The sequence below is a fragment of the Oceanobacillus polygoni genome, assembly GCF_008304605.1.
GTDB lineage: Bacteria > Bacillota > Bacilli > Bacillales > Amphibacillaceae > Oceanobacillus > Oceanobacillus polygoni.
The window spans coordinates 55,801-77,807 of sequence record NZ_PIJY01000016.1 but is presented as its reverse complement, the minus strand read 5'-3'; the positions used below and the strand labels follow the sequence as shown (position 1 = coordinate 77,807).

The following is a 22,007-nucleotide window of genomic DNA, read 5'->3' as shown; positions in this document are numbered from 1 at the left end:
AAAAATGAAAGGATAACGAATGATCCCGTACCATTAGAAATTGGTACGGGGCACGTTTTCCATTACGTTTTCAATGCTCATTCTACCCAGATGTGTTATATAAACATTATTATTCTTACTCTTTACATTTTCTAAATGCAGCTTGAGATTCTTTATACCAATCTCTTCCCTCAGGAGCGTTAATAACCGTGCACGGAAAATCTTCTATTTCCAGCTTCCGGATTGCTTCCGTACCCAGGTCTTCATAAGCAACTAATTCAACTGATTTAATACGTTTTGCTAATAAAGCACCCGATCCACCAATAGCTGCAAAATACACTGCATCATTCTTTACAATAGCATCGATAACCACTTGACTACGATAACCTTTTCCAATCATTCCTTTTAAACCTTTTTCAAGTAAACAAGGTGTATATTTATCCATTCTACTACTTGTTGTTGGTCCAGCAGATCCAATAACATCTCCGGGTCTTGCAGGCGTTGGACCCACATAATAAATAACTTGATTTGTTAAATCGACAGGAAGTTTCTCCCCTTTTTCCAGTTGCTCCACCATTCTTCTATGTGCTGCATCTCTCGCTGTAAAAATTGTTCCACTTAATAGTACTTGATCTCCTGCTTGAAGTGACTTTATTGTTCCTTCATCATTGAATGGTACACTGATTTTTTTTTGAACCATGCCTATCCTCCAAAATTCATATTGTTACGTAAAAGCTATTAAAATAGTAAATTATAATACTGCATGCTTATGTCTACTCGCATGACAGTTTAAATTCACTGCAACAGGAAGCGCCGCTATATGACAGGGAGCTACTTCAATCTTTACATCTAAAGTTGTTGTACTCCCACCTAATCCTTGTGGTCCTATTCCGAGTGCATTAATCGATTGAATTAATTCCTCTTCTAGTTTAGCAATCTCTGGATTTGAATGTCGCTCACCAACAGGTTTAAAGAGGGATTTTTTTGCCAAATAAGCACAGGATTCAAAATTTCCACCAATGCCGATTCCTACTACTAATGGGGGACATGCATTAGGTCCCGCCTGTTTCACTGTATTCAGAATGAACTTTTTTACTCCTTCCACTCCGTCACTGGGAGTTAGCATCTTAAGAGCACTCATATTTTCTGCACCCCCACCTTTAGCAGTCATTTGAATTTCCAGTTGATCTCCTCCAACTATTTCTACATGAATAACAGATGGTGTATTATCTCCGGTATTTTTTCTGGTCAACGGGTTATCCACAATAGAATAACGTAAATAACCCTCTTCATAACCTTTTCTGACACCTTCATTTATTGCTTCATATAAACTACCACCAGTAATATGGCATTCCTGTCCAAGCTTAACAATAAATACAGAAACTCCAGTATCTTGGCACATTGGAACACGATTTTCACTTGCGATAGCTGCATTATCTATTAACTGATTAAGTACCTCTCTCCCAATGTCTGATGATTCTGTTCGAGCTGCTTGCTCAAAGGCCATCATAACGTCTTGCCCTAAATCATAGTTTGCTTCTTGGCAGAGTAATTTTACTTTACTGACTATATCCTTATAATAAACCTCTCTCATTCAAAAAGCTCTCCTTTCCGTTTAGCGAGCATACTGTACCTACATTCCCAGATTACAGTAAGTTCATATATTTTTTGAATGTTTATCCTTATCACACTTTAAGTATGTTTAAATAAAAAAGCAGGCTAACATCTCATATCTTGCTCACTTAATTATTTAGTACTAAAACAAAAAAGTCACTCATTAATCGAGCAACTCTTGTATATCATTTACATCCTAACAATAACCCTCGACGAATCTCCCTTTGCCAGCTTATCAAACCCTTCATTTATCTCATCTATCGAAATAAAATCTGTCATCAGTTTATCAACCGGTAGTCGACCTTGTTTAAATAGATTGATATAATTAGGAATATCTCGATCTGGAACACAGCTACCAACGTAAGATCCTTTGATACTTTTTTCTTCGGCAGTTAAGCTGACATATGGGAAAGAGAAATGGTGTTCCGGATGTGGTAGTCCTGTTGTAACAGTGGTTCCCCCTCGTTTTGTAATACCATATGCAACTTCCATCGCTGGAACTACTCCGGCTGTTTCAAATGCATAATCCACCCCACCAACTGTTGCTTCACGTATAAGCTTAATCACATCAGGATCTTTTGAATTAAATGTATCAGTTGCCCCTAGTTCTTTGGCCTGTTTTAATTTTGCTTCATTGATATCGACTGCAACAACTCTGCTTGCTCCTGCTGAATCAGCGCCAAGCAATGCACTTAAACCGATGCCGCCAAGACCAACAATCGCGACTGTACTCCCCAATTTAATATTTGCAGTATTAACAACAGCTCCAACGCCAGTAATAACCGCACAACCAAATAGGGCTAGTTTTTCAAATGGAATATCCTTTTCTACTTTGACTAATGAATTCCTAGATACCACTGCATATTCCGAAAAGGCGGATACACCAACATGATGATTAACGTTTTCCTCATCATCGTGGAGTCTAATTCCTCCATTAATTAATGTCCCTGCTGTATTAGATTCTGCTCCTGGTTCACATAATGCGGGACGACCTTCCTTACATGGCACACAGTGTCCACAACTTGGGACAAATACACATACAATATGATCACCCGACTCCAAATCTGTAACACCTTCACCAACCTCTACAACAACACCTGAAGCTTCATGCCCAAGCGCCATAGGCAATGGTCTCGGTCTACTTCCATTAATGACAGATAAATCTGAGTGGCAGAGACTAGCTGCTTTTATTTGAATTAATACTTCTCCATGCTCTGGAGAATCTAATTCTAGCGTTTCAATCTTGATTGGCTTACTTTCTGCATATGGAGAAGCTGCTCCTGAAGTTCGTAATACAGCCGTTTTTACTTTCATACTTACCCACTCCTCATATAAATTTGGATATCTATTTCCTGCAAAATCTTAATAGAGTTTGATTCCAATAAATTTTGTGTCCATCATATCTTCCATTGCATATTTAACCCCTTCTTTTCCGACACCACTATTCTTCACGCCCCCGTAAGGAATATGATCATAACGTCGAACAGACACTTCATTAATCCAAACACCACCAGTTTCGATAGCATCTGCTACACGCATCGCCCGATTAATATCCGACGTAAAAACACCTGCATGTAATCCATAATCAGTATCATTAGCATGTGCAATTACTTCCGCTTCTGATGAAAATGACATTACACTGACAATCGGTGCAAATACTTCTGCGCAAACAACCTTCATTTCAGGTAACACATTTCCTATTACTGTTGGCTCTAATATTGCTCCGTCTCTTTTGCCTCCAGTCAATAATTCTGCACCTTGATCAGCAGCCTCTTTAACCCAAGACTGAGCCCGTTTAGCTGCTTCCTCTGTAATCATTGGACCCATTTCAGTTGATTCTTCAAGTGGGTCTCCTATTTTTAAAGATTCTACCTCAGCAACAAGTTTCTCAGTAAATGAATCATATATGCTTTCATGGACATAAATTCGTTGGGCGGAAACACATGCCTGGCCTGCATATGTATAACCTCCCATTACAATTGAGCGAACAGCACCATCCAAATCTCCATCTTCAAAAATAATGTTTGGTGCATTTGACCCTAATTCAAGTGTTACTTTTTTCCGCATTGCCATTTCATTTATTTTCCACCCTACCGCACCGCTTCCAGTAAAAGTAACTTTTTTAACGAGTGGATGCGTCACCAGTGGCTCTACAAGCTCCTGACCTGATCCCATAACTATATTTAATACTCCATCTGGAAGTCCCGCTTCTTCAAATATTTTATAAAGCAGTACAGAAGATAATGGTGTTTTTTCTGCAGGCTTCAAAACGATTGTATTTCCAACTGCTATTGCTGGAGCAACTTTATGAAGCACAAGATTTAATGGAAAATTAAATGGTGTAATAGCCGTTACTACACCCAAAGGAACCCGCTTGGATATACCAACTTGATTTTCACCACCGACTGCACTGTCCATAGGAATTTGTTCGCCATAAATCGACTTTGCTCCTTCTGATGCAAACCTTAAAACTTGAACAGCACGAGCGACTTCAACCCTGCTTTCACGAATTGGTTTACCAGCCTCCAATGTTAACACTCGGGAAAAAGATTCTGATTGTTCTTCTAATCGATCAGCAGTTTTCCGCAAAATATTTGAGCGCTTATGTGCAGGCATTGTCTTCATCGTATTCTGGAAAACATATTGAGCAGTATCAACTGCATCATAAACGTCCTCTAAATTTGCACATGCTATTTTTCCAATAATTTCATTGTTATATGGATTAATTACCTCTAAACGTTTTCTTTCTCCCTTTCTTTCCACTCCATTAATTATGGAACCAAAGTAATGAGCATTGACATCAATCATGTCGATCCAACCTCCGTTTTTTGTCATTCTAAACTTTAGAAAACAAGTCTCATGACAATTCTATTCTAGATGTCACGAGACTAATCTGTTAATCTTTCGCGTTACTCATAAAAACCTTCTGTTGATTTAATAAACCTTCTGAATTGCTCCGAGTCATGTCCAAACCAGACTTGTGAATTGGTTCTTTCTGCATATTTCTTAATCTTTTCCACTGCGTTTAAATATCCAAGAGAATCATAGATAATTCCTGGCATTTTCACTGGTGGACCATAGCTTTCTGATGTGTATACAGCATCAGATGCTAAAATAATCCCTCCCTCACCTGGCAATTCAATGTGCAATCCTAGTAAACCCCAAGCATGACCAGGACCAAAATTAAGGATTTTCACCCCTTTTGCAAGCTCTAATTCATCCTCATGCGGCATAACTGTTTTCCATGTTAAATCATTTGTAATCCATGCATTGACATCTGCCCAAATATAGGCCCCCATATCTTTAGTCATCGCATACTGCTTCATCGTGTTAGTGAGCTCTGTATCGTGAACGATAATAGTCGCATTCGTGAATAATTCTAAACATCCAGCATGATCTAAGTGTAGGTGAGAAGCAACTACATACTTAATATCTTCCGGTCTTGTGTTTAATTGTTCTAACCGATTAATCAAGTAACAGGACTCATCCTGAAACGAAGGAAACATCTTTTGAATCCCTTCTGGCCAGCGACCTTCTTCACCCATTCCTTCTGGGTTACAGCCAGTATCAAAAAGAATTTTGCCTTCAGGATGATCAATTAACACAGCATATACTGGGAACTCAACAAACTCTGCAGGGGGATTGGGATTGTCCACACTCGCTGGATTATGCATCGCTATCATATAGTTTTTGTCCATTTTCATCGTTCCTGTGTCCAATACATATAACTTCGGTTTGTTCATTTTTTCCCTCCATTTATTATATTTTGACTAAACACCTAAATTTCACCAACTGTTGGAGTTAGAATTACAAAATTAAATCCTATTAATCGTCACACCTCCCTCCATAACAATTATCCCCTTGTTACTTCTCTTGCCAAAGATCTGTCTAATGCTGGTTTTATGTTATCCAATGTAAATTCCGCATCAACTCCATCCGTTAAATCATAGATAGCTTTTGTACGGTCTTCCAACGTTTCATAGTCATTAAGATTAATAGTATAATTCGCCTCAAATTTCTTTGCTTGTTGCAGTCGATCTTCTACTCCGTCTATAACAATAACTGTTGTGCCTCCTTCTTTTGCTAGAGCTGTAGCATTTAAACCAAGTCCTCCTGCTCTTGAATAACAATAGATTGATTAAAAGTAATACATGACTTATCTAATTCAAAATAAACTTGTGATAATAACTCCTCATCTAAATTGTGTGTTAATATTCATCATCCCCTAAATTATAGCGCTTACATTAAATGGAATACAGTAAACAATTCATCAGTTTACTGTTCATTCATATTATGTGGCATTATTTTTATCAACAAGTATTAAAAAGTCGATTTTTTTCAATCTCTTCCACTAACTTAAATAATTACTTTTTTCTAGTAATGGCATTTCCTGAAAAAACTTCATAATATCATCGACAGATTCACGCGTTTCCAATGTCATTACCAGATTAACGATTGATTCACTTTCCACTGTTGGCAACCCCTTAGACAGCTCTAAAAATTTAGCAATTAGATTTTCTCTTGTTACAGGGTTTTCCGGATCACCTTTCGGGAAATCTGTTTCCATTGTAATCTTTTCACCAGTTTTTAAAATGACTTCGATTATTGCTCCCCATTTTTCAGGATAATTCTTGTCAATCGTTGGATCAACTTGTACCTCTACTTTCTCCATTACACTTCGAACATTCTGATCCCATAACGTCTTTTCATTAAAAGCATTAAGTCCACCTTCTCCTTTAACGAGTGCTAGAGCTGTACAAAATTGTATACTAAATTTAGCCGCATATTCAGTTATTGGGTTATTATTATCTGTTATATTAAGAGCAACCTGATAGGTTTTAACGACTACCTTTTGGATGGATTCAACTTCTATCGCTTTTTTCTTTTTCAAATTTATCATTAAATCCATCGCATGATGTGTGTGACGGCAGGATGCATGAATTTTAAATCCATTTTCCATAATTTTAAATTGTTCTCCAAGTCCTTTTGTTATCAATGATTCGTCATAGTTTTCACTCATCGCATTAAAAAAGCCACGATTACCTTCGAGAATTTTCCGTGCCCCTGTAAAGCCTTTTTCTGCTAGAAGTGAACTAATTACTCCGTTCATTGCTGCTTTTCCTGGGTGTAATTGCTTAGACATTGCTCCATCTTCAATAAATTCCCATAGTCCCGCAGCCTGTGTACCAGCACTACCTAAAGCATGTATTATTTGTTCTTCATTTAAATCCAGTAATTTCGCTACAGCCGCTGCTGCGCCAAAATTTCCACAGGTTGCGGTATTATGCCAATAGTAATAATGCGATGGTGTAACAGCTTCACCAATTCGATAGCATACTTCATAGCCAATTGCGATAGCAGTTATTAATGCCTTCCCTGATAGATGTTTCCATTCAGCTATTGCAAAAGCTGCTGGAATCACAACAGTAGCCGCATGAATAATGGATGCTTTATGAATGTCATCTAACTCTACAATATGACTTGAAGCTCCATTTACAAAGGCTGCTTGAGTAACAGATGTTTTACCACCAGTTATTAATGTAGCTTGCTGTGATCCTCCCATTTCAGATACGTAGGCATCAATGATCCGTATCGGTTCTTCCTCTGAACCAGCAATAGCCGAGCCAAAGTAATCTAAAATACATTGTTTTGTAAAATCCACAACCTCCTCTGGTAATCTGTCATAACTAGTGACCTTTACATAATTTGCAATTATTTTACTTAGTTCCACAAGCTTACCTCCAATTTAGGTTTCGTAACACTTCACTTAGACACTGATTTAGATTTGAAATAAACACATAAATAGTGCGCCTTCAATTGTAGTTCAAAAATTTATTTTTGGATATTGTAAAATTGGATACAATATATTGTAGCTTGTATTCTTTATTTTGTAAATAATTTTACTTTTAAATATATTTTGAGGCTTCAACCCTTTAAGGAATAATTGTCAAATCGATATTCCAAACAACCGGAAGCCAGTATAAGGTTGCAATTATTATAATGACTGCAGTAAAGATATTCATAGCAAACCCGACTTTTACCATATCCAAAATGGTAATTTTACCAGTTGAAAATATAATGGCATTAGGAGGTGTTGCAACTGGAAGCATGAAAGCCGCATTGGCTGCAAAAACACAGGAAATCATCAAAGCAAATGGGTGAAAATCTAATGCGATTGAAGCAGATGCCATGATTGGTAAAAGTATAGTGGCAGTAGCAGTATTCGACGTTATTTCCGTTAATAATAAAACAAAGAAAATGGAAATCGTAATCATCACCCACAACGGCATGTCATCCATCATTAAAAAGCTAGAACCAATCCACTCCGATAATCCGGATTCTTGGAATCCGGACGCAATTGCCAGTCCCCCACCAAATAACAATAAAACGCCCCAGGAAATGCTTTTGGAATCATCCCATTCCAAAATTCGTCTCCCTTTTTCTTTAGAAGCTGGAATAAGAAAAAGAAGCACGGTTGCAAGAATAGCAATCATACCATCCGTTAAAAATGGAAAGTAATTATTCCAGATAAAGCCTCTTGTAATCCACATAAATGCGGTGAATAAAAAGATAGCGATTACAATTTTCTCTTCTCTTCCACTTTTTCCAAGCTGTTGTTTCTCCTGTATAATTAAATCTTTACCACCGGGAATGGATTTAATTTGGAGAGGAAATGCAAAGCGGCTTAAATACAACCACGAAAAAAACATTATTAGAATCACGATTGGCATTGCAAATATCATCCAAACCCCAAAGTTTATATCGATATTGAAAAATTGTTGCATTTGAGCCACAAGTACCATGTTCGGTGGGTTCCCAACAATCGTTGCCATTCCACCAACTGTAGCTGCATAGCAAATACTGAATAATAATGATTTTTCAAATTTGCGAATATCTGACTTCTCGTGATCTACTGAATTAACGTTTTTTAATTGTGCTACCAAAGCTAATCCCATTGGCATCATCATCATCGCTGTCGCTGTTGCTGAAATCCACATGGACAAGAAGGCTGTGGCAAACATAAATCCAAATAATAAATTATTTGTTTTTGTACCCATCACCGTTAATATCAGAAGAGCTAACCGCTTATGAAGATTCCATTTTTCTAAAGCAGCAGCAAGAAAAAATCCTCCTAAAAATAAAAATATAATGTCATTCCCATAGGAGGAAGTGACTTGATTTGAGGTTACAGTACCAGTCATCGGCAACAACAGTATGGGCAGAAGTGATGTGACAGGAATCGGGATTGCTTCCGATATCCACCATGTAGCAACCCATAACGTTACAGCAATGACAGATTTTCCTTCATAGGATAAACCAGGTGGTGAGAAGAACAACATAATCAATATAAATAGTGCTGGACCTAATAAAAGACCAACTATTTTACTTGCAGGATATGTTTTTTTCGGTGCTGGAGATTGATTCGTTGTAGGCTTTTGTATTTTTTGCTCTTTCATTATGATGTTAGGAGCTGCAGATGATGAACGTTCTACACTTACGCTTTTCATTAAGTTTCCAATAAAACGAATCATTTTTCCCTTCCTTTCAACATTTAGGATTAGATTAACACCAATAGAAAGCGCTTACTTTATTTGCCACTTAACAACAATTAGATATGTTAATTTCAATTGTTGAAGGTTTAATCATTATAAATTTATCGTTATGAGTTAGGTGAATTTGACTACATATCCGCTGTCAAAACGGCTTTGTATTTAAACCTGTGAATAATTAAAATTATTCACAGGTTTATTTCATTGTTGTCCGTTATACATATGAAATTATCTATTTTAATAAGACCGCGGCATCCCAAGCACATGCTGACCAATATAAGCCAAAATCATATTGTTGTTCACTGGTGCAACCTGGTACATTCGTGTTTCCCTAAATTTCCGCTCCACATCATATTCATCTACAAATCCATTTCCACCAAATGTGTTAAGACAAATATTTGCTGCCTCCCAGCTCGCCTCACTCGATAAAAGCTTTGCCATATTCGCCTCTTCTCCGCAAGAATCGCCTGCATCAAACTTTGCAGCCGCTTCATATCGTAATAGATCAGCAGCCTTTATCGATGCATATGCTCGCGCAATTGGAAATTGGACTCCTTGATTTTGGCCAATTTTACGATTAAAAACTTCTCGTTCACTAGCATATTTAACAGCTTTATCAATAAAAAAGTAACCGTCTCCAATTGTTTCAGCAGCAAGCAGTATTCTCTCTGCATTCATACCATCTAGCACGTATTTAAAACCTTTTCCTTCTTCTCCGATGATACTATTGTGAGGGATTACCATATCCTTATACCACACTTTATTCGTTGCATAATTGAACATTGTCCGAACAGGTTCAACAACAAGTGCTTCTGGTTGGCTCTTTCTTATTTCACGCAAGTCAACTAAGAAGAGACTAATGCCTTTTGACTTTTTCTCCACTTGCTCTAATGGTGTTGTTCTAGCTAGTAATAGTAATAAATCAGACTGTAAAATTCGACTCGTCCAGTTTTTATGTCCATTAATGATATAACCATCTTTTGTTTTTTCTGCGAATGTTTGAATTCCGGTTGTGTTAGATCCTGCTTCCGGTTCTGTTATAGAAAAAGCTTGTAAACGGATTTCTCCTTTAGCAATACCTGGTAAATATTTCTCCTTTTGTTCTGTGCTACCATGTCGTAAGAGGGCTCCCATCGTATACATCTGTGCATGACAAGCAGCTGCATGCCCCCCTGCCCGGTGGATTTCTTCTAAAATAATTGTCGCTTCTGCTATACCATAACCTTTTCCGCCATATTCTTGAGGAATTAATACAGATAAGTAACCAGCTTTTGTTAGTGCTTCAACAAATTCATAAGGATATTCGCGCGGTACGTCTAATTTCCTCCAATACTCATTACCAAAGGATTGACATAGTTCTCGAACTTCCACCCTAAGCTTCTTTCTTTCTTCTTCATTCAATCGAATTGGCGCGTCTGTTTCTTTCATGTTAACCATATTGTTCAACCCCTTTTATTTTTATAAAATAACGGAAGTATGCTACCATTGTTCACTACATCCTGCCCAAATGCAGTGTACTTTTAATATCCCATGCCATCTCCCGCAGCCTTCATATTTTTTTAAAAACTTACTTGTTTGTTACACCTTTTTCCTGTTCCAGCACTTTTTCTAATAATTTATTATCCTTCATTGGTGCGTGTTCTTTCTTGTAAATCATAAACGTACGTTTATAAGTAATCACAATTTCCGCTCTTTGATTATAGCCACTCGTTTTTACTTTGACGATGCCAACATTTGGTCTAGATTTCGATTCCCTTTTCTCAAGTACCTCTGAATAAGAATAGATGACATCTCCCTCGAATACAGGATTTGGAAGACGAATTTCATCCCAACCTAGATTTGCCATCGCATTCTGCGAAAGATCAGTAACCGACTGTCCGGTTACTAGAGCTAATGTAAATGTAGAATCTACCAAAGGCTTACCGAATTCCGTTTGCTCTGAGTAATAGTCATCGAAATGAATTGGGTTTGTGTTCTGTGTTAGTAGGGTCATATAAATGTTATCTGTTTTCGTTACGGTTCTGCCCAATGGGTGCTGATAAATATCACCAATCTCAAAATCCTCATAAAATCGCCCATTCCAACCTTCTTTTAATCCCATTTTTTTCTCCTCCATATCCTTTTAATTTCGAAGCTCTTCTTGTGCTAACCCGATTTCCTCTAAAATTTTGTTTGTATGCTCACCAAGTGCTGGCACTGGATTCATCATCGTATCTATTCCTGAGATCGTAGCAGGTGGCTTAAGTGCGCTAATCTCTCCGTTTGGTGTTTCTACGTGCTCCCAACGCTTTCGTGCTGCTAGCTGGGGATGATTAAAGAAATCCTTCATAGTATTTAAACGTGCATTTGCGATTTTAGCTTTTTCCAACCTTTCGATTACTTGCTCGGAGGTAAGCTCTTCAAATGCAGTCTCAATAATCGCTTTCAGCTCCTTTTTATTTGCAGACCTTTTTGAATTCGTTACAAATCTTGGATCTTCTGTAAGAGCGTTATTTTTAAGAACAAGCTCACAAAAATGCTTCCACTCTCTTTCATTTTGAAGCCCAATAAACACTGTTTTACTATCGCCACAATGAAATGGTCCGTACGGATAAATCGTAGCGTGACTAGCACCAGAACGCTTTGGCTCATTTCCTCCGTATGCAGCATAATAGGCAGGATAGCCCATCCATTCCCCTAGTGCTTCGAGCATTGATACTTCGATAACCGTTCCTTCTCCAGTCTTTGTACGATTTAATAAAGCTGTCAAAACCCCTGTATACGCATACATTCCAGCAGCAATATCTGCAATCGAAATACCAGCTTTTGATGGTGTTTCTTCACTTCCGGTAATCGACACGAGACCAGCTTCACACTGAACTAATAAATCATAGGCTTTCTTTTGTTCATAGGGACCATTTTTTCCATACCCTGACACACTACAAACAATCAGCTTTGGGTATTTTTCTAACAATTCTTCAGGCTCAAACCCCATTCGTTCTAACGCACCTGGTGCAAGATTCTGTATGAGTACGTCTGCTTTTTCAAGCAAACGGCTTAGTGCTTCTTTCCCTTCATCAGACTTCAAATCGAGTTCAATCGACTCCTTTGAACGGTTGCACCATACAAAATGACTGGACATCCCATTAACAGTAGAATCATAACTTCTGGCAAAATCTCCAACTGCTGGCCTTTCTACTTTAATCACCCTCGCTCCTAAATCTGCTAATTGGCGGGTGGCAAATGGAGCCGCAATTGCTTGTTCCAATGCAATAACAGTAATCCCTTCTAAAGGTAACATTGTGTTCCTCCTCCAATTTATTACATGTCAATCAGTAATACTACGATGTTAGAATTCCACGTAGGAAAGTATTTTTCTCGCTCGTTCAGCAACAGGAACATCGATCATTTTTCCACCAAACTGAATAGCGCCTTCCCCTCTTTCTAAAGACCGGTTATACAATGCTACAATTTTTTGGGCTTCTTCAATTTGTGCTGTAGTTGGGTAAAAAACCTCATTCACAACCTCAATTTGATTCGGATGAATAACAAGTTTACCCTGAAACCCCGACTGTTTTGCAACTTGGGCTTCCTCTTCTAATCCTTTAACATCTTGAAAATTTGTGTAAACAGAATCAATTGGTGCTTCCTTTCCAGCTAGTCTGGAAGCAATCACCAATTTAGAACGAGCATACGTTAATTCAGGTTGCTGTCCATTTTGTTCAATATTTAAATCGAGCATGAAATCTTCTGCTCCAAAACAAAGACACAAAATTCGTTCACTTGCCTGAGCAATTTCATGGACATTATAAACCCCAAGGGCTGTTTCGATAAGTGGAATAATAGAAAAGGTGCCTTTTGCTAGGTTGTGTTTTCTTTCCAGTTGTCCAAGCAAGTAATCTGCAATCACAATGTCATCCGTCTGGTTGACCTTAGGTAATACGATTCCTGAAAGATTCTCTCCTATAATTCCATTTAAATCATCTATAAAATATGGTGTCGCAGGAGCATTTACCCTTACAAAACTCACTTGCCCTCTAGTTTCATTTATTGCCTTATTAACTTTTATTCTAGAAGACTTTTTACGCTCAATCGGCACAGCGTCTTCCAAATCATAGATGATCACATCTGCCGACAATTCTTTTGCTTTATATAAATATTTTTCCTGGTTACCAGGTACAAACAACCATGATCTATACATCGAAGCTCCCCTCCGTTCTTAACTCTTTTCTTATAAGAAGTACAATTCATAGTAAATCCTCAATAGGTGCGATCACTTCTTTTTCTAACCTCCATCGTAAACGCTTTCTATTATAATTTTGAATATTGGATATTGGATACAATTTTAATAATAGTATAACATTCTGAATTTGTAAACACATTTTTTAGAATTTTTACTTTAGTATGTGATGGTTTGTTAAAGGTATATTGTAACCTACGTCATAAAACTAATTATTCGTATACTAAATAACCCCCCAACTAGATAATGGGGGGCATACCTTACTTTATTTTTCTAAAGTAGTAAGCAATTCTTCACCTGTTCGTTGGATATGCTGTGTAAGAAATTCTGCAGCCTTGTCAGCATCACCTTCTACAATTGCCTCTAAAATAGCAGCATGCTCTTTATTTGATTTCTGAATTTGACCTGGTATTATTTGCGGAGTATCCAGTGCAAACCCATGGGAAACCGTTTCAATAAAACTTAATAAACGAGAGCTCTTACAACGACTTACTAACACATCATGGAATTTCGCATTATATTCTACATACGCTTCATTTGATACAGTTTGTAGCATGGATTGATGATATGCTGATAAAGCATCCACATCCTCTTTTGAAAAATGCTTCATACTTTTTTTTAATGCTAACGCTTCTAACATGGAGCGAAGTTCATATATTTCCTGAATATCTTCTTTTTTTATCTCGCGAACGACTGCCCCTTTATGCGGCTCCATTAAAATAAGTCCCTCTAATTCTAGTGTTCGCAATGCTTCTCTTATTGGCATGCGACTTACTCCAATTTGATCAGCCAGCTCTGTTTGAACTAGCCTTTCGCCAGGTTTAAAATCTCCTTTCAAAATTGCTTGTCTTAATACGCTACACACACGATTATGCAACATTTCTCTATCGCCAATTCTTAAATTTATCTTGTCAGTCATAAGGTTTTTCCCCAATCTAAAAGTCCGGATATTGTACACAATATTATAGCGGAGAAAGCGTTTAAATTAAAGTTTTTTCTTTTCAACTAAAATTGCGCCGGCTCAAATTAGCAAACTGACCCGTACAATTTATGAGAAGAAATGGTGAGCCACTATCTAAATCCACTTCAAATCATGATAAAATAAAGCTAAAATGGGACGAACCTTGTCCTATAAAGGAGCTAATTCAAAATGAGAATATTAATTGTTGGCTCAGGTGCCATGGGGAGTTTATTTGCGGGAAAACTCAAACAAAACGGGGTAGATGTAACAATATTCAATCGACTTAATGATCATGTAAAAGCAATACAGAAAGATGGATTAACGATAGTTGATATAGATGGAAATTCTTCTAACATCAAGTTTCCTATTATTACTAACCCTAATGAATTAACGAGAGAATATGATCTCATACTCGTTTTAATTAAAACTTTTGCAACTGAAATTGTACTGAAAAATTTACTACCATCTATTCATAGTAATGCACCAATTCTTACGTTGCAAAATGGGATTGGAAATAAGGAAACGATCCATAAACTCACATCTGAAAATGAAGTCTTTGTAGGGGGAACATGGGCGGGTGCAAGTATAGATAAAGCTGGTGTCATCTTGCATCGTGCTTGGGGAACAACGTTCATTGGTTCCGATCAACTCGATAAACACAATGATTTACTTTATAAGATTGCAACGATTTTTTCTAAGAGTGGCTTAAAAACAGAAGTATCAGCAAATGTTGAGGCAATTATTTGGAGTAAATTACTGGTAAATATAGCTTATAACGGATTGACAGCAGTTACTAGACTAAGAAATGGTGATACGATCCTCACCGATGAAGGAAAAATCCTCTTAGAAAAACTAGTTGATGAAGCAGTTCAAATTGCAAAGGTAAAGAGAATCCCCCTACTATATTCGGATCCCGTTACAGAATGTATTCGAATTGGAGAAACAGAAATTAGTATGAATATATCTTCGATGTTATCGGATATCCTTAATCAAAGGAAAACAGAAATAGAGGCAATTAATGGAGCGATTGCAAAAGAAGGACAGCGCTATGGTATACCAACTCCCTATAATGATATGATCCTGAATCTCGTAAAAGTCATTGAAAATAGTTATTCGAAAATTGTTCGTTAAGCAATAAAAAACAGTCTAATTCTAAGATTTAGACTGTTTTTTATTAGATTTCTAACTTCGTCAATGGCGGTTCCTCTTCCAAAAGCTCTATTACTTCATTATTTTCATTCATAATAGCAACGATTGGTTGATGGGAATCTAGCTCATCTTCGGAAACAAGTGCATAAGAAACAATAATAACGATGTCGTCTTTTTGAACAAGCCTAGCTGCAGCTCCATTAAGACAAATAACACCTGATCCTCGATCACCAGGAATTACATAAGTTTCAAGACGTGCTCCATTATTGTTATTGACTATCTGTACTTTTTCATGAGGCAGAATATTTACTTGATCTAATATATCTTGATCAATGGTAACACTACCTATATAATTCAAATCGGCTTCGGTCACCCGTGCACGGTGAATTTTACTTTTCATCATCGTACGAAACATACTCTTTCCTCCTAGTTAATATAACGATCAATCCGTTCTCCATTTTCGTTAAGGAGCAGATTATCGATTAGTCTCGCCTGTTCATAATAAACTGCAGTTGCAAGAATCACGGGTTGGTTAATGGTTGAAACTTTTTCCAATGAAGGGTAGCTTAACAATTCCACATAATCAATTTTTCCAGAGACATTACTTTCCAGTGTCTTTATAACTTCATCGATTACTTTTTTCGGATCTTTTTCCCCGTTTTGAATTAATTGATATCCTTTTTGTAAGGATTTGTAAATCCAAAGGGCTTCTTTTCTTTCACTTTCCTTTAAGTTAACATTACGGCTGCTTTTCGCTAGTCCATCCGCTTCTCTGACTGTTGGCATACCAACTAACTCAGTTGGAAAATTTAAATCTGCTATGAGCGCATCAACTACTGCTACTTGTTGTGCATCTTTCAAGCCAAAATATACTTTATCGGGAGAAATAATATGGAATAATTTTGTTAGTACTGTAAGAACCCCGTTAAAATGTCCCGGACGAGAGCGACCACATAGCACATCCGTCCGTTTTTCTATTCCCATTTGTATCATCATTGGGTTAGGATACATTTCAGTAGGTGTCGGGATAAACAAAATATCGACTCCTGCTTGTTCAGCAAGAAGTGTATCTCTGTCTTCGTCTCTAGGATAAGTTTCATAATCGTCATTAGGTCCAAATTGCAATGGATTAACAAAGATACTAGAAACTACGATATCATTTTCTTGTTTTGCTTCTCTCATTAAACTAAGATGTCCATCATGGAGAAATCCCATTGTTGCAACAAAACCTAGCTGCTTCTCTTTATATTTTTTACATAATTGTTTCATCTCTTGTATGGTACGAATTACTTCCATTGACTTCTCACCTTATTCTTTCTCAGGTAGTATACGCTCATCTTTTATAAAAAAAGAATGTTCATCTGCAGGGAATCTTTCCTGTTTTACATCCGAAATATAGGCCGATACTGCTTCTCTTCCAATTGTATTAAAATCACTATAAGGGTTAACAAATTTAGGTAATCGGTCGACACCATATTTCATAATATCATGATAAACAAGAACTTGACCGTCACAATTCACTCCCGCTCCAATCCCAACAGTTGGGATTTCAATGGAATCTGTAATTATTTCAGCTAATTCTTTAGGAATACACTCCAAGACAAGGGCAACTGCTCCGTGCTCCGTCACTTTTTTCGCATCAGCTAATAGTTGTTTTGCTTGAGCTTTGTCCTTCCCTTGAACTTTGAATCCACCAAGTACATTGACAGACTGTGGAGTCAAACCTAAATGAGCTACAACTGGTATTCCAGCTTCCGATAATCGTTGGATTAAAATCAGGATCTCATCCGATGCCCCTTCTACTTTTATTGCTTGAGCATTTGTTTCTTGAAAAATTCTAGCTGCATTGCGTAAGGAGTCTTCCAAAGAAAGATGATAGGACATAAAAGGCATATCAACTACAGTGAATGTGTTTGGTGAACCACGCCTCACAGCTTTCCCATGATGGATCATATCATCTACTTTAACCTGAACCGTTGAATCATAACCAAGTACAACCATCCCTAAAGAGTCACCAACAAGAATCATATCTATACCAGATTGTTCTGCATGTTTAGCAGAAGGATAATCATAAGCTGTAACCATTGTAATCTTGTCCTTATTCGCTTTCATCTTTCTAAGATCTATAACATTTAGCACAATAAAAGCCCCCCGTTGCAATAAAAGTAATGGTATTTGTCGAATTGTAAATCATTATACAATAAAGTAATGGAAGATAGTAGAGAAATTATTTAAATTGAACCTCATTCAACGTCCATGTTTTACTGCGGTCATGTGTGTAGGTCCAACTTAACAAACTAAAAACTCTCCAAATAAACCCTTACCTGTACATATCCCATCACCAACACATACATCACAACAGCAAACTTCCAATTATATTGAATCCCATTCTTAAAGCCACTTAATCCATTTTGCCCACTTAGCATAATAATCGGCATAATCACTGGCGAGAGCAAAATTGAAATAGAGCTGCCTAACGTAATTGCCAATACGATTAACTCTGGAGGATACGGGAGGTGAATGCTTTGTAATATACCAGCTACCAAAACCATCACGGTTAGTGGGCCTAGTGCGACAAACCCTAATAGGATTACCATAATCGGCAGGAAATACAATACATTTAAAAATGGTATTATTTCCTGTAAGGAATAAATCCCGTTCACGACGTAGCTTGCAAATACAGTTTGATTAAGCGCGAAAATTAATATTCCAGCTCCAAGCATGACACAAAGTTGATAGGATTGCTTAGCCATATCGGTTTTCACATAGCTTTTCGCTAAATCAAACAATTTGTTCATTCGACCTTTAATCATGTAATAAACCATAATCCAAATCATAACGACCAATGGAATTAATACAAGTAATTCCATTGTGACGAGAAAATTCAATATGAAAATAGAACCGAATAATGAAATAAACAGGACAATAAATTCTTTCACATTGCGGTGCATAACCTTTTTATTTGAAGTATGGCTTAGAAGTTCTGCAATTTCCGTTTTCAATCCAGCAGTCAAATTTACCCCATACTTCTTTTCTTCCGATTTTGAAAATAGAAGTGCAACAAAAATTCCACCTATCGAAATAATCAACCCTTGAACAATAGATAGTCCTAATGAAGCATTCATCGTCTCTACAACATAAGCAAAGCTAGGAATGCTAATAACCCAAAGCACAGACAGCGAAAATCCACGTAAAAGAGCAGTTCCTTTAAAATGCTCCCACGCTTCTCCTTTTTCATCTTTTAAAATCATATTTACAAACTGGTACATCATCGTAATCGATCCGAACAGCAAAAAATAAGCAATTATTTGTGTAAATGAAATCATACCAAAGTAAAATTTGCGACTCGTATTCAAGAAGCGATGACCAAATCCCATAATTGCTTCCAGAAACGGCTCTTCACGAAGCACCCAGCTAATCATCGGCACAATGACAAGGAGCCCAATGATATTTCGCATTTGCAGAAACCCATTCCAAAACCCTTCTATTAAAGATGTGTCAGAGAATAATAAAATGATAAAGCCAATAACAAACAATGAAGAAGGCATTTTTATCTTTGGTGGTGTGTATCTGACCACCGTGAATGTAAAAATTCCCATTCCACTAATGGAAAGTATTCTTAACAGCCATTCATTTTCATAAAAATATGTAACGAAATGCAAAACTGTAAACGTAATAATAGAAAGCGTTAAACACCAGTTAATCATATTTTTCATCGTAAAATCTCCTACACAATATATTAACCCTTATTCTTCCATAGTTTTTTCAATTCGTCCATAGCTTAACAGTGTGGATATGCATTCTATTTTGAGGGTAAACCCAATTTAGGTATAATAAAACAGCTTATCTGGAATAGTAAATTATCCGAGATAAGCTGTTTGAAAATGCCCTTTAAAATTATATTCGCAAACTAAATCACTGCATGTTCTTCATCTTTCACATCTGTTATAAACATATGTCCAGGTGCATGTGTAATTACCAATTCAGGTTTGCTTGCCATAACAGCCGCCTGTGGAGTAACACCGCATCCCCAAAATACAGGAACCTCATCTTCATGAATCGTTACAGCATCCCCAAAATCCGGGTTATCAATGTCATCAATTCCGATTAAATTCGGATCACCAATATGAATTGGTGCACCATGAACGGAAGGAAACCTTGATGTAATTTGTGTTGCCCGGATTGCTTCTGCAGGCTTCATCGGTCGCATGCTAACGACCACCGGACCGTGAAATACACCAGCTGCTTCACAGGCTATATTCGTTTTATACATGGAAACATTACGACCTTCTTCGATATATCGAATTGGAATTCCGTTTTCGAGCAGCGGCTTTTCAAATGTAAAACTGCAGCCGATAAGGAATGAAACAAAGTCATCCTGCCAATAAGATGTTATATCTGTAACTTCCTCTACAAATTCTCCGTCACGATAGATACGATATTTTGGAAGATCGGTTTTAATATCTCCATTTGGTGCAGTCTTTTGTGGTATAGACGAACCTACATCCGTAACTTCAATTAGCGGACAGGTTTTCGGGTTTCGAATACAGAACAATAAAAAGTCGTAAGCATATTTTTGCGGTAGAATCACAAGATTTGCCTGTGTATACCCTGGAGCAAGTCCTGTAGTTGGTTTCGCCCATTCTCCTGTTCGAATCATCTTTCGAATTTCACTTACCTGTTCATTCATACGAGCCCTCCTAAATACATTCATCATACTATACAATTCTTTTCATTCACCTTAAAACATGCAATCATATCGATAAGACATTCATCCAATAGACGTTCAAGTAATTAATCTACCTGACCCGCTCCTAAGCTAATCTTTTTCAATAATCGTTCCCGTTCCACATAAAGCATTTGTGCATCTTCCACTTGCACCGCTTCAAATTGCAATTCACTTCCAGTAAATTTCTGAGCTACAAATGGCAGGTCAATAGAAATAACTGTCGCAATCCTTGTATATCCACCCGTTGTTTGGCGATCAGCAAGTAGTATAATGGGCTGGCCATTTGCAGGTACTTGAATCGTTCCAGCCAACACGGCATCGGATAAAATGTCTGCTCCATCCACATGATTAAGTTCTGGCCCTTCTAACCGATATCCCATCCGATCCGATTGAGCGGACACTTTATAACTGGACGATAGAAGTTGCTCGATGGAGCTTTTCTCGAACGCAGATTGATCTGGACCAGTGATGACACGGATTTTTTCTGCATTCTTGTAATTAGGTATAAATTCCTGAGATAACCCTCTACCAGTCACACTTCCTAATGAAATGTTGAGTGGACGGCTAGCTAAGTGATCTCCCTTTTGTAAATATCGCCCTTTAAAACCGCCTATTGCAGCCTTTGTATAAGTAGATCTACTTCCCATAACAACGGGGGTCTCAATACCGCCTGCCACGGCAATATAAGCATATGCCCCGTCTTGCGGTTGCCCAAAAGTGATAATTTGCCCTTTCCTAACAACAATAGATTTCCATCCGGGAATCCGTTCTCCATTTAACTTAGGCGATAAATCAGCACCACAAATAGCTATTACGGTATCCTCAAGTATGCGGAGCTCCGGCCCCATAATCACAATCTCAAGTCCTGCTGCACCTCGAGGATTTCCCACTAGAATATTTCCAACTTGTAACGCGAAGCTATCCATTGCTCCGGCTACAACTACGCCATATTGCTGAAAGCCAGTTCTTCCAAGATCCTGAACAGAGGTTGCTAGTCCTGGCTTTACAACTTCAATAATTGTATTACTCATTTACTTCCCTACTCTTTTTATAATAATTCCATGCTCCGTTAATGCCGTACATAATCGTTTAGCGAACTCCAACGACTTCGGCTCATCACCATGAATACAGATCGTATCTACATTGATTACAATATCTGAACCATCAATCGCTTCTACTTTCCCATCTTTCACCATGCGAATGACACGACTAACTGCTTCATTTGCATCCTCAACCATTGCATTTGCAAGCGTTCGTGGTGTTAGTGAACCGTCCGGCTGATACGTGCGATCAGCAAAAACTTCTTCAGCAACAGGTAAGCCTGCTTTTTTCCCCGCTTTCACCAATTCACTGCCTGCAAGACCAAATAAAATAAGGTTTGGATTAATTGCATAAACCGCTTCAGCGATAGCTTGTGCAATTTCGGCATCTTTACCTGCCATGTTGTATAATGCACCATGCGCTTTCACATGATTCAATTCATTTTGATTGATATGGGCAAATGCTTGAAGTGATCCAACCTGATAAATCACAAGATTATAAACCTCCTGTGGATCTATTTTCATTGGACGACGGCCAAATCCGATTAAATCCAGAAGTCCTGGATGTGCGCCAATTCCCACCTTTTTTTCTGACGCTTTTTTCACCGTATGCTGCATCACATTATAATCACCTGCATGGAAACCACATGCAATATTTGCTGAAGAAATATAGTTCATCACGAGATCATCCTGACCAATTTTAAACGCGCCAAAGCTTTCTCCTAAATCACTGTTTAAGTCAACATAATAAGTCACGCTCTAAAAC

At 37.6% G+C, this 22,007-nt stretch carries 21 protein-coding genes; 1 reads left to right on the top strand and 20 read right to left on the bottom strand.

Features of this window, described 5'->3' with window-relative positions:
* Positions 1 to 115: 115 nt before the first annotated feature.
* From F1560_RS05860 to F1560_RS05800, 13 genes are all read right to left on the bottom strand, one after another.
* Positions 116 to 679: a Fe-S-containing hydro-lyase gene (locus tag F1560_RS05860; protein ID WP_149473700.1), complete on the bottom strand. Its 564-nt coding sequence runs from the start codon at positions 677 to 679 to the stop codon at positions 116 to 118.
* A 51-nt stretch (positions 680 to 730) separates the two neighbouring features.
* A complete protein-coding gene (locus F1560_RS05855) occupies positions 731 to 1,573 on the bottom strand; it encodes a fumarate hydratase (RefSeq protein WP_149473699.1) in 843 nt (280 codons plus the stop codon).
* A gap of 209 nt (positions 1,574 to 1,782) precedes the next feature.
* Positions 1,783 to 2,907 (bottom strand): zinc-dependent alcohol dehydrogenase family protein, encoded by a 1,125-nt coding sequence (locus F1560_RS05850; protein ID WP_149473698.1) that lies wholly within the window; start codon positions 2,905 to 2,907, stop codon positions 1,783 to 1,785.
* A gap of 48 nt (positions 2,908 to 2,955) precedes the next feature.
* Positions 2,956 to 4,401 (bottom strand): aldehyde dehydrogenase family protein, encoded by a 1,446-nt coding sequence (locus F1560_RS05845; protein WP_149473697.1) that lies wholly within the window; start codon positions 4,399 to 4,401, stop codon positions 2,956 to 2,958.
* A 101-nt stretch (positions 4,402 to 4,502) separates the two neighbouring features.
* Positions 4,503 to 5,336, bottom strand: coding sequence for an AhlS family quorum-quenching N-acyl homoserine lactonase (gene ahlS / locus F1560_RS05840; RefSeq protein WP_149473696.1), 834 nt, complete (start codon positions 5,334 to 5,336; stop codon positions 4,503 to 4,505).
* 110 nt (positions 5,337 to 5,446) lie between these two features.
* Complete coding sequence (locus F1560_RS22395) at positions 5,447 to 5,728, bottom strand: zinc-binding dehydrogenase (RefSeq protein ID WP_420874425.1); 282 nt, start codon at positions 5,726 to 5,728, stop codon at positions 5,447 to 5,449.
* A 216-nt stretch (positions 5,729 to 5,944) separates the two neighbouring features.
* Positions 5,945 to 7,324 carry an MmgE/PrpD family protein gene (locus F1560_RS05830; protein ID WP_149473695.1) on the bottom strand — a complete coding sequence of 460 codons (1,380 nt, stop codon included), beginning with the start codon at positions 7,322 to 7,324 and terminating at the stop codon, positions 5,945 to 5,947.
* 202 nt (positions 7,325 to 7,526) lie between these two features.
* Positions 7,527 to 9,125: an SLC13 family permease gene (locus F1560_RS05825; protein ID WP_210095907.1), complete on the bottom strand. Its 1,599-nt coding sequence runs from the start codon at positions 9,123 to 9,125 to the stop codon at positions 7,527 to 7,529.
* A 255-nt stretch (positions 9,126 to 9,380) separates the two neighbouring features.
* Positions 9,381 to 10,580, bottom strand: a complete 1,200-nt coding sequence (locus tag F1560_RS05820) for an acyl-CoA dehydrogenase family protein (RefSeq protein WP_245347665.1) — start codon at positions 10,578 to 10,580, stop codon at positions 9,381 to 9,383.
* Positions 10,581 to 10,710: 130 nt separating this feature from the next.
* The gene (locus F1560_RS05815; RefSeq protein WP_149473694.1) at positions 10,711 to 11,244 is read right to left on the bottom strand and encodes a MaoC family dehydratase; all 534 of its coding nucleotides are present in this window, start codon (positions 11,242 to 11,244) and stop codon (positions 10,711 to 10,713) included.
* 21 nt (positions 11,245 to 11,265) lie between these two features.
* A complete protein-coding gene (locus F1560_RS05810) occupies positions 11,266 to 12,423 on the bottom strand; it encodes a CaiB/BaiF CoA transferase family protein (protein ID WP_149473693.1) in 1,158 nt (385 codons plus the stop codon).
* Between the two features lie 48 nt (positions 12,424 to 12,471).
* The gene (locus tag F1560_RS05805; RefSeq protein WP_149473692.1) at positions 12,472 to 13,323 is read right to left on the bottom strand and encodes an HpcH/HpaI aldolase/citrate lyase family protein; all 852 of its coding nucleotides are present in this window, start codon (positions 13,321 to 13,323) and stop codon (positions 12,472 to 12,474) included.
* A 304-nt stretch (positions 13,324 to 13,627) separates the two neighbouring features.
* A complete protein-coding gene (locus F1560_RS05800) occupies positions 13,628 to 14,281 on the bottom strand; it encodes a GntR family transcriptional regulator (protein ID WP_149473691.1) in 654 nt (217 codons plus the stop codon).
* Between the two features lie 231 nt (positions 14,282 to 14,512).
* On the opposite strand from F1560_RS05800, the gene F1560_RS05795 reads away from it, so the two are divergent.
* On the top strand, positions 14,513 to 15,454 hold the full coding sequence (locus tag F1560_RS05795; protein WP_149473690.1) for a ketopantoate reductase family protein: 942 nt from the start codon (positions 14,513 to 14,515) through the stop codon (positions 15,452 to 15,454).
* A 43-nt stretch (positions 15,455 to 15,497) separates the two neighbouring features.
* Here the strand turns inward: F1560_RS05795 and panD are convergent, their stop codons facing one another.
* From panD to F1560_RS05760, 7 genes are all read right to left on the bottom strand, one after another.
* Positions 15,498 to 15,887: an aspartate 1-decarboxylase gene (gene panD, locus F1560_RS05790; RefSeq protein ID WP_149473689.1), complete on the bottom strand. Its 390-nt coding sequence runs from the start codon at positions 15,885 to 15,887 to the stop codon at positions 15,498 to 15,500.
* 11 nt (positions 15,888 to 15,898) lie between these two features.
* Positions 15,899 to 16,768 (bottom strand): pantoate--beta-alanine ligase, encoded by an 870-nt coding sequence (gene panC / locus F1560_RS05785; RefSeq protein WP_149473688.1) that lies wholly within the window; start codon positions 16,766 to 16,768, stop codon positions 15,899 to 15,901.
* 12 nt (positions 16,769 to 16,780) lie between these two features.
* A complete protein-coding gene (gene panB, locus F1560_RS05780) occupies positions 16,781 to 17,611 on the bottom strand; it encodes a 3-methyl-2-oxobutanoate hydroxymethyltransferase (protein ID WP_149473687.1) in 831 nt (276 codons plus the stop codon).
* A 158-nt stretch (positions 17,612 to 17,769) separates the two neighbouring features.
* Positions 17,770 to 19,188 carry a hypothetical protein gene (locus F1560_RS05775; protein WP_149473686.1) on the bottom strand — a complete coding sequence of 473 codons (1,419 nt, stop codon included), beginning with the start codon at positions 19,186 to 19,188 and terminating at the stop codon, positions 17,770 to 17,772.
* A gap of 194 nt (positions 19,189 to 19,382) precedes the next feature.
* Entirely contained in the window at positions 19,383 to 20,162 is a 780-nt protein-coding gene (locus tag F1560_RS05770; RefSeq protein WP_149473685.1) for a putative hydro-lyase, read from the bottom strand.
* A gap of 104 nt (positions 20,163 to 20,266) precedes the next feature.
* Positions 20,267 to 21,232 (bottom strand): 5-oxoprolinase subunit C family protein, encoded by a 966-nt coding sequence (locus F1560_RS05765; protein WP_149473684.1) that lies wholly within the window; start codon positions 21,230 to 21,232, stop codon positions 20,267 to 20,269.
* Entirely contained in the window at positions 21,233 to 21,997 is a 765-nt protein-coding gene (locus F1560_RS05760; RefSeq protein ID WP_149473683.1) for a LamB/YcsF family protein, read from the bottom strand. It abuts the gene before it with no gap.
* Positions 21,998 to 22,007 lie beyond the last annotated feature (10 nt).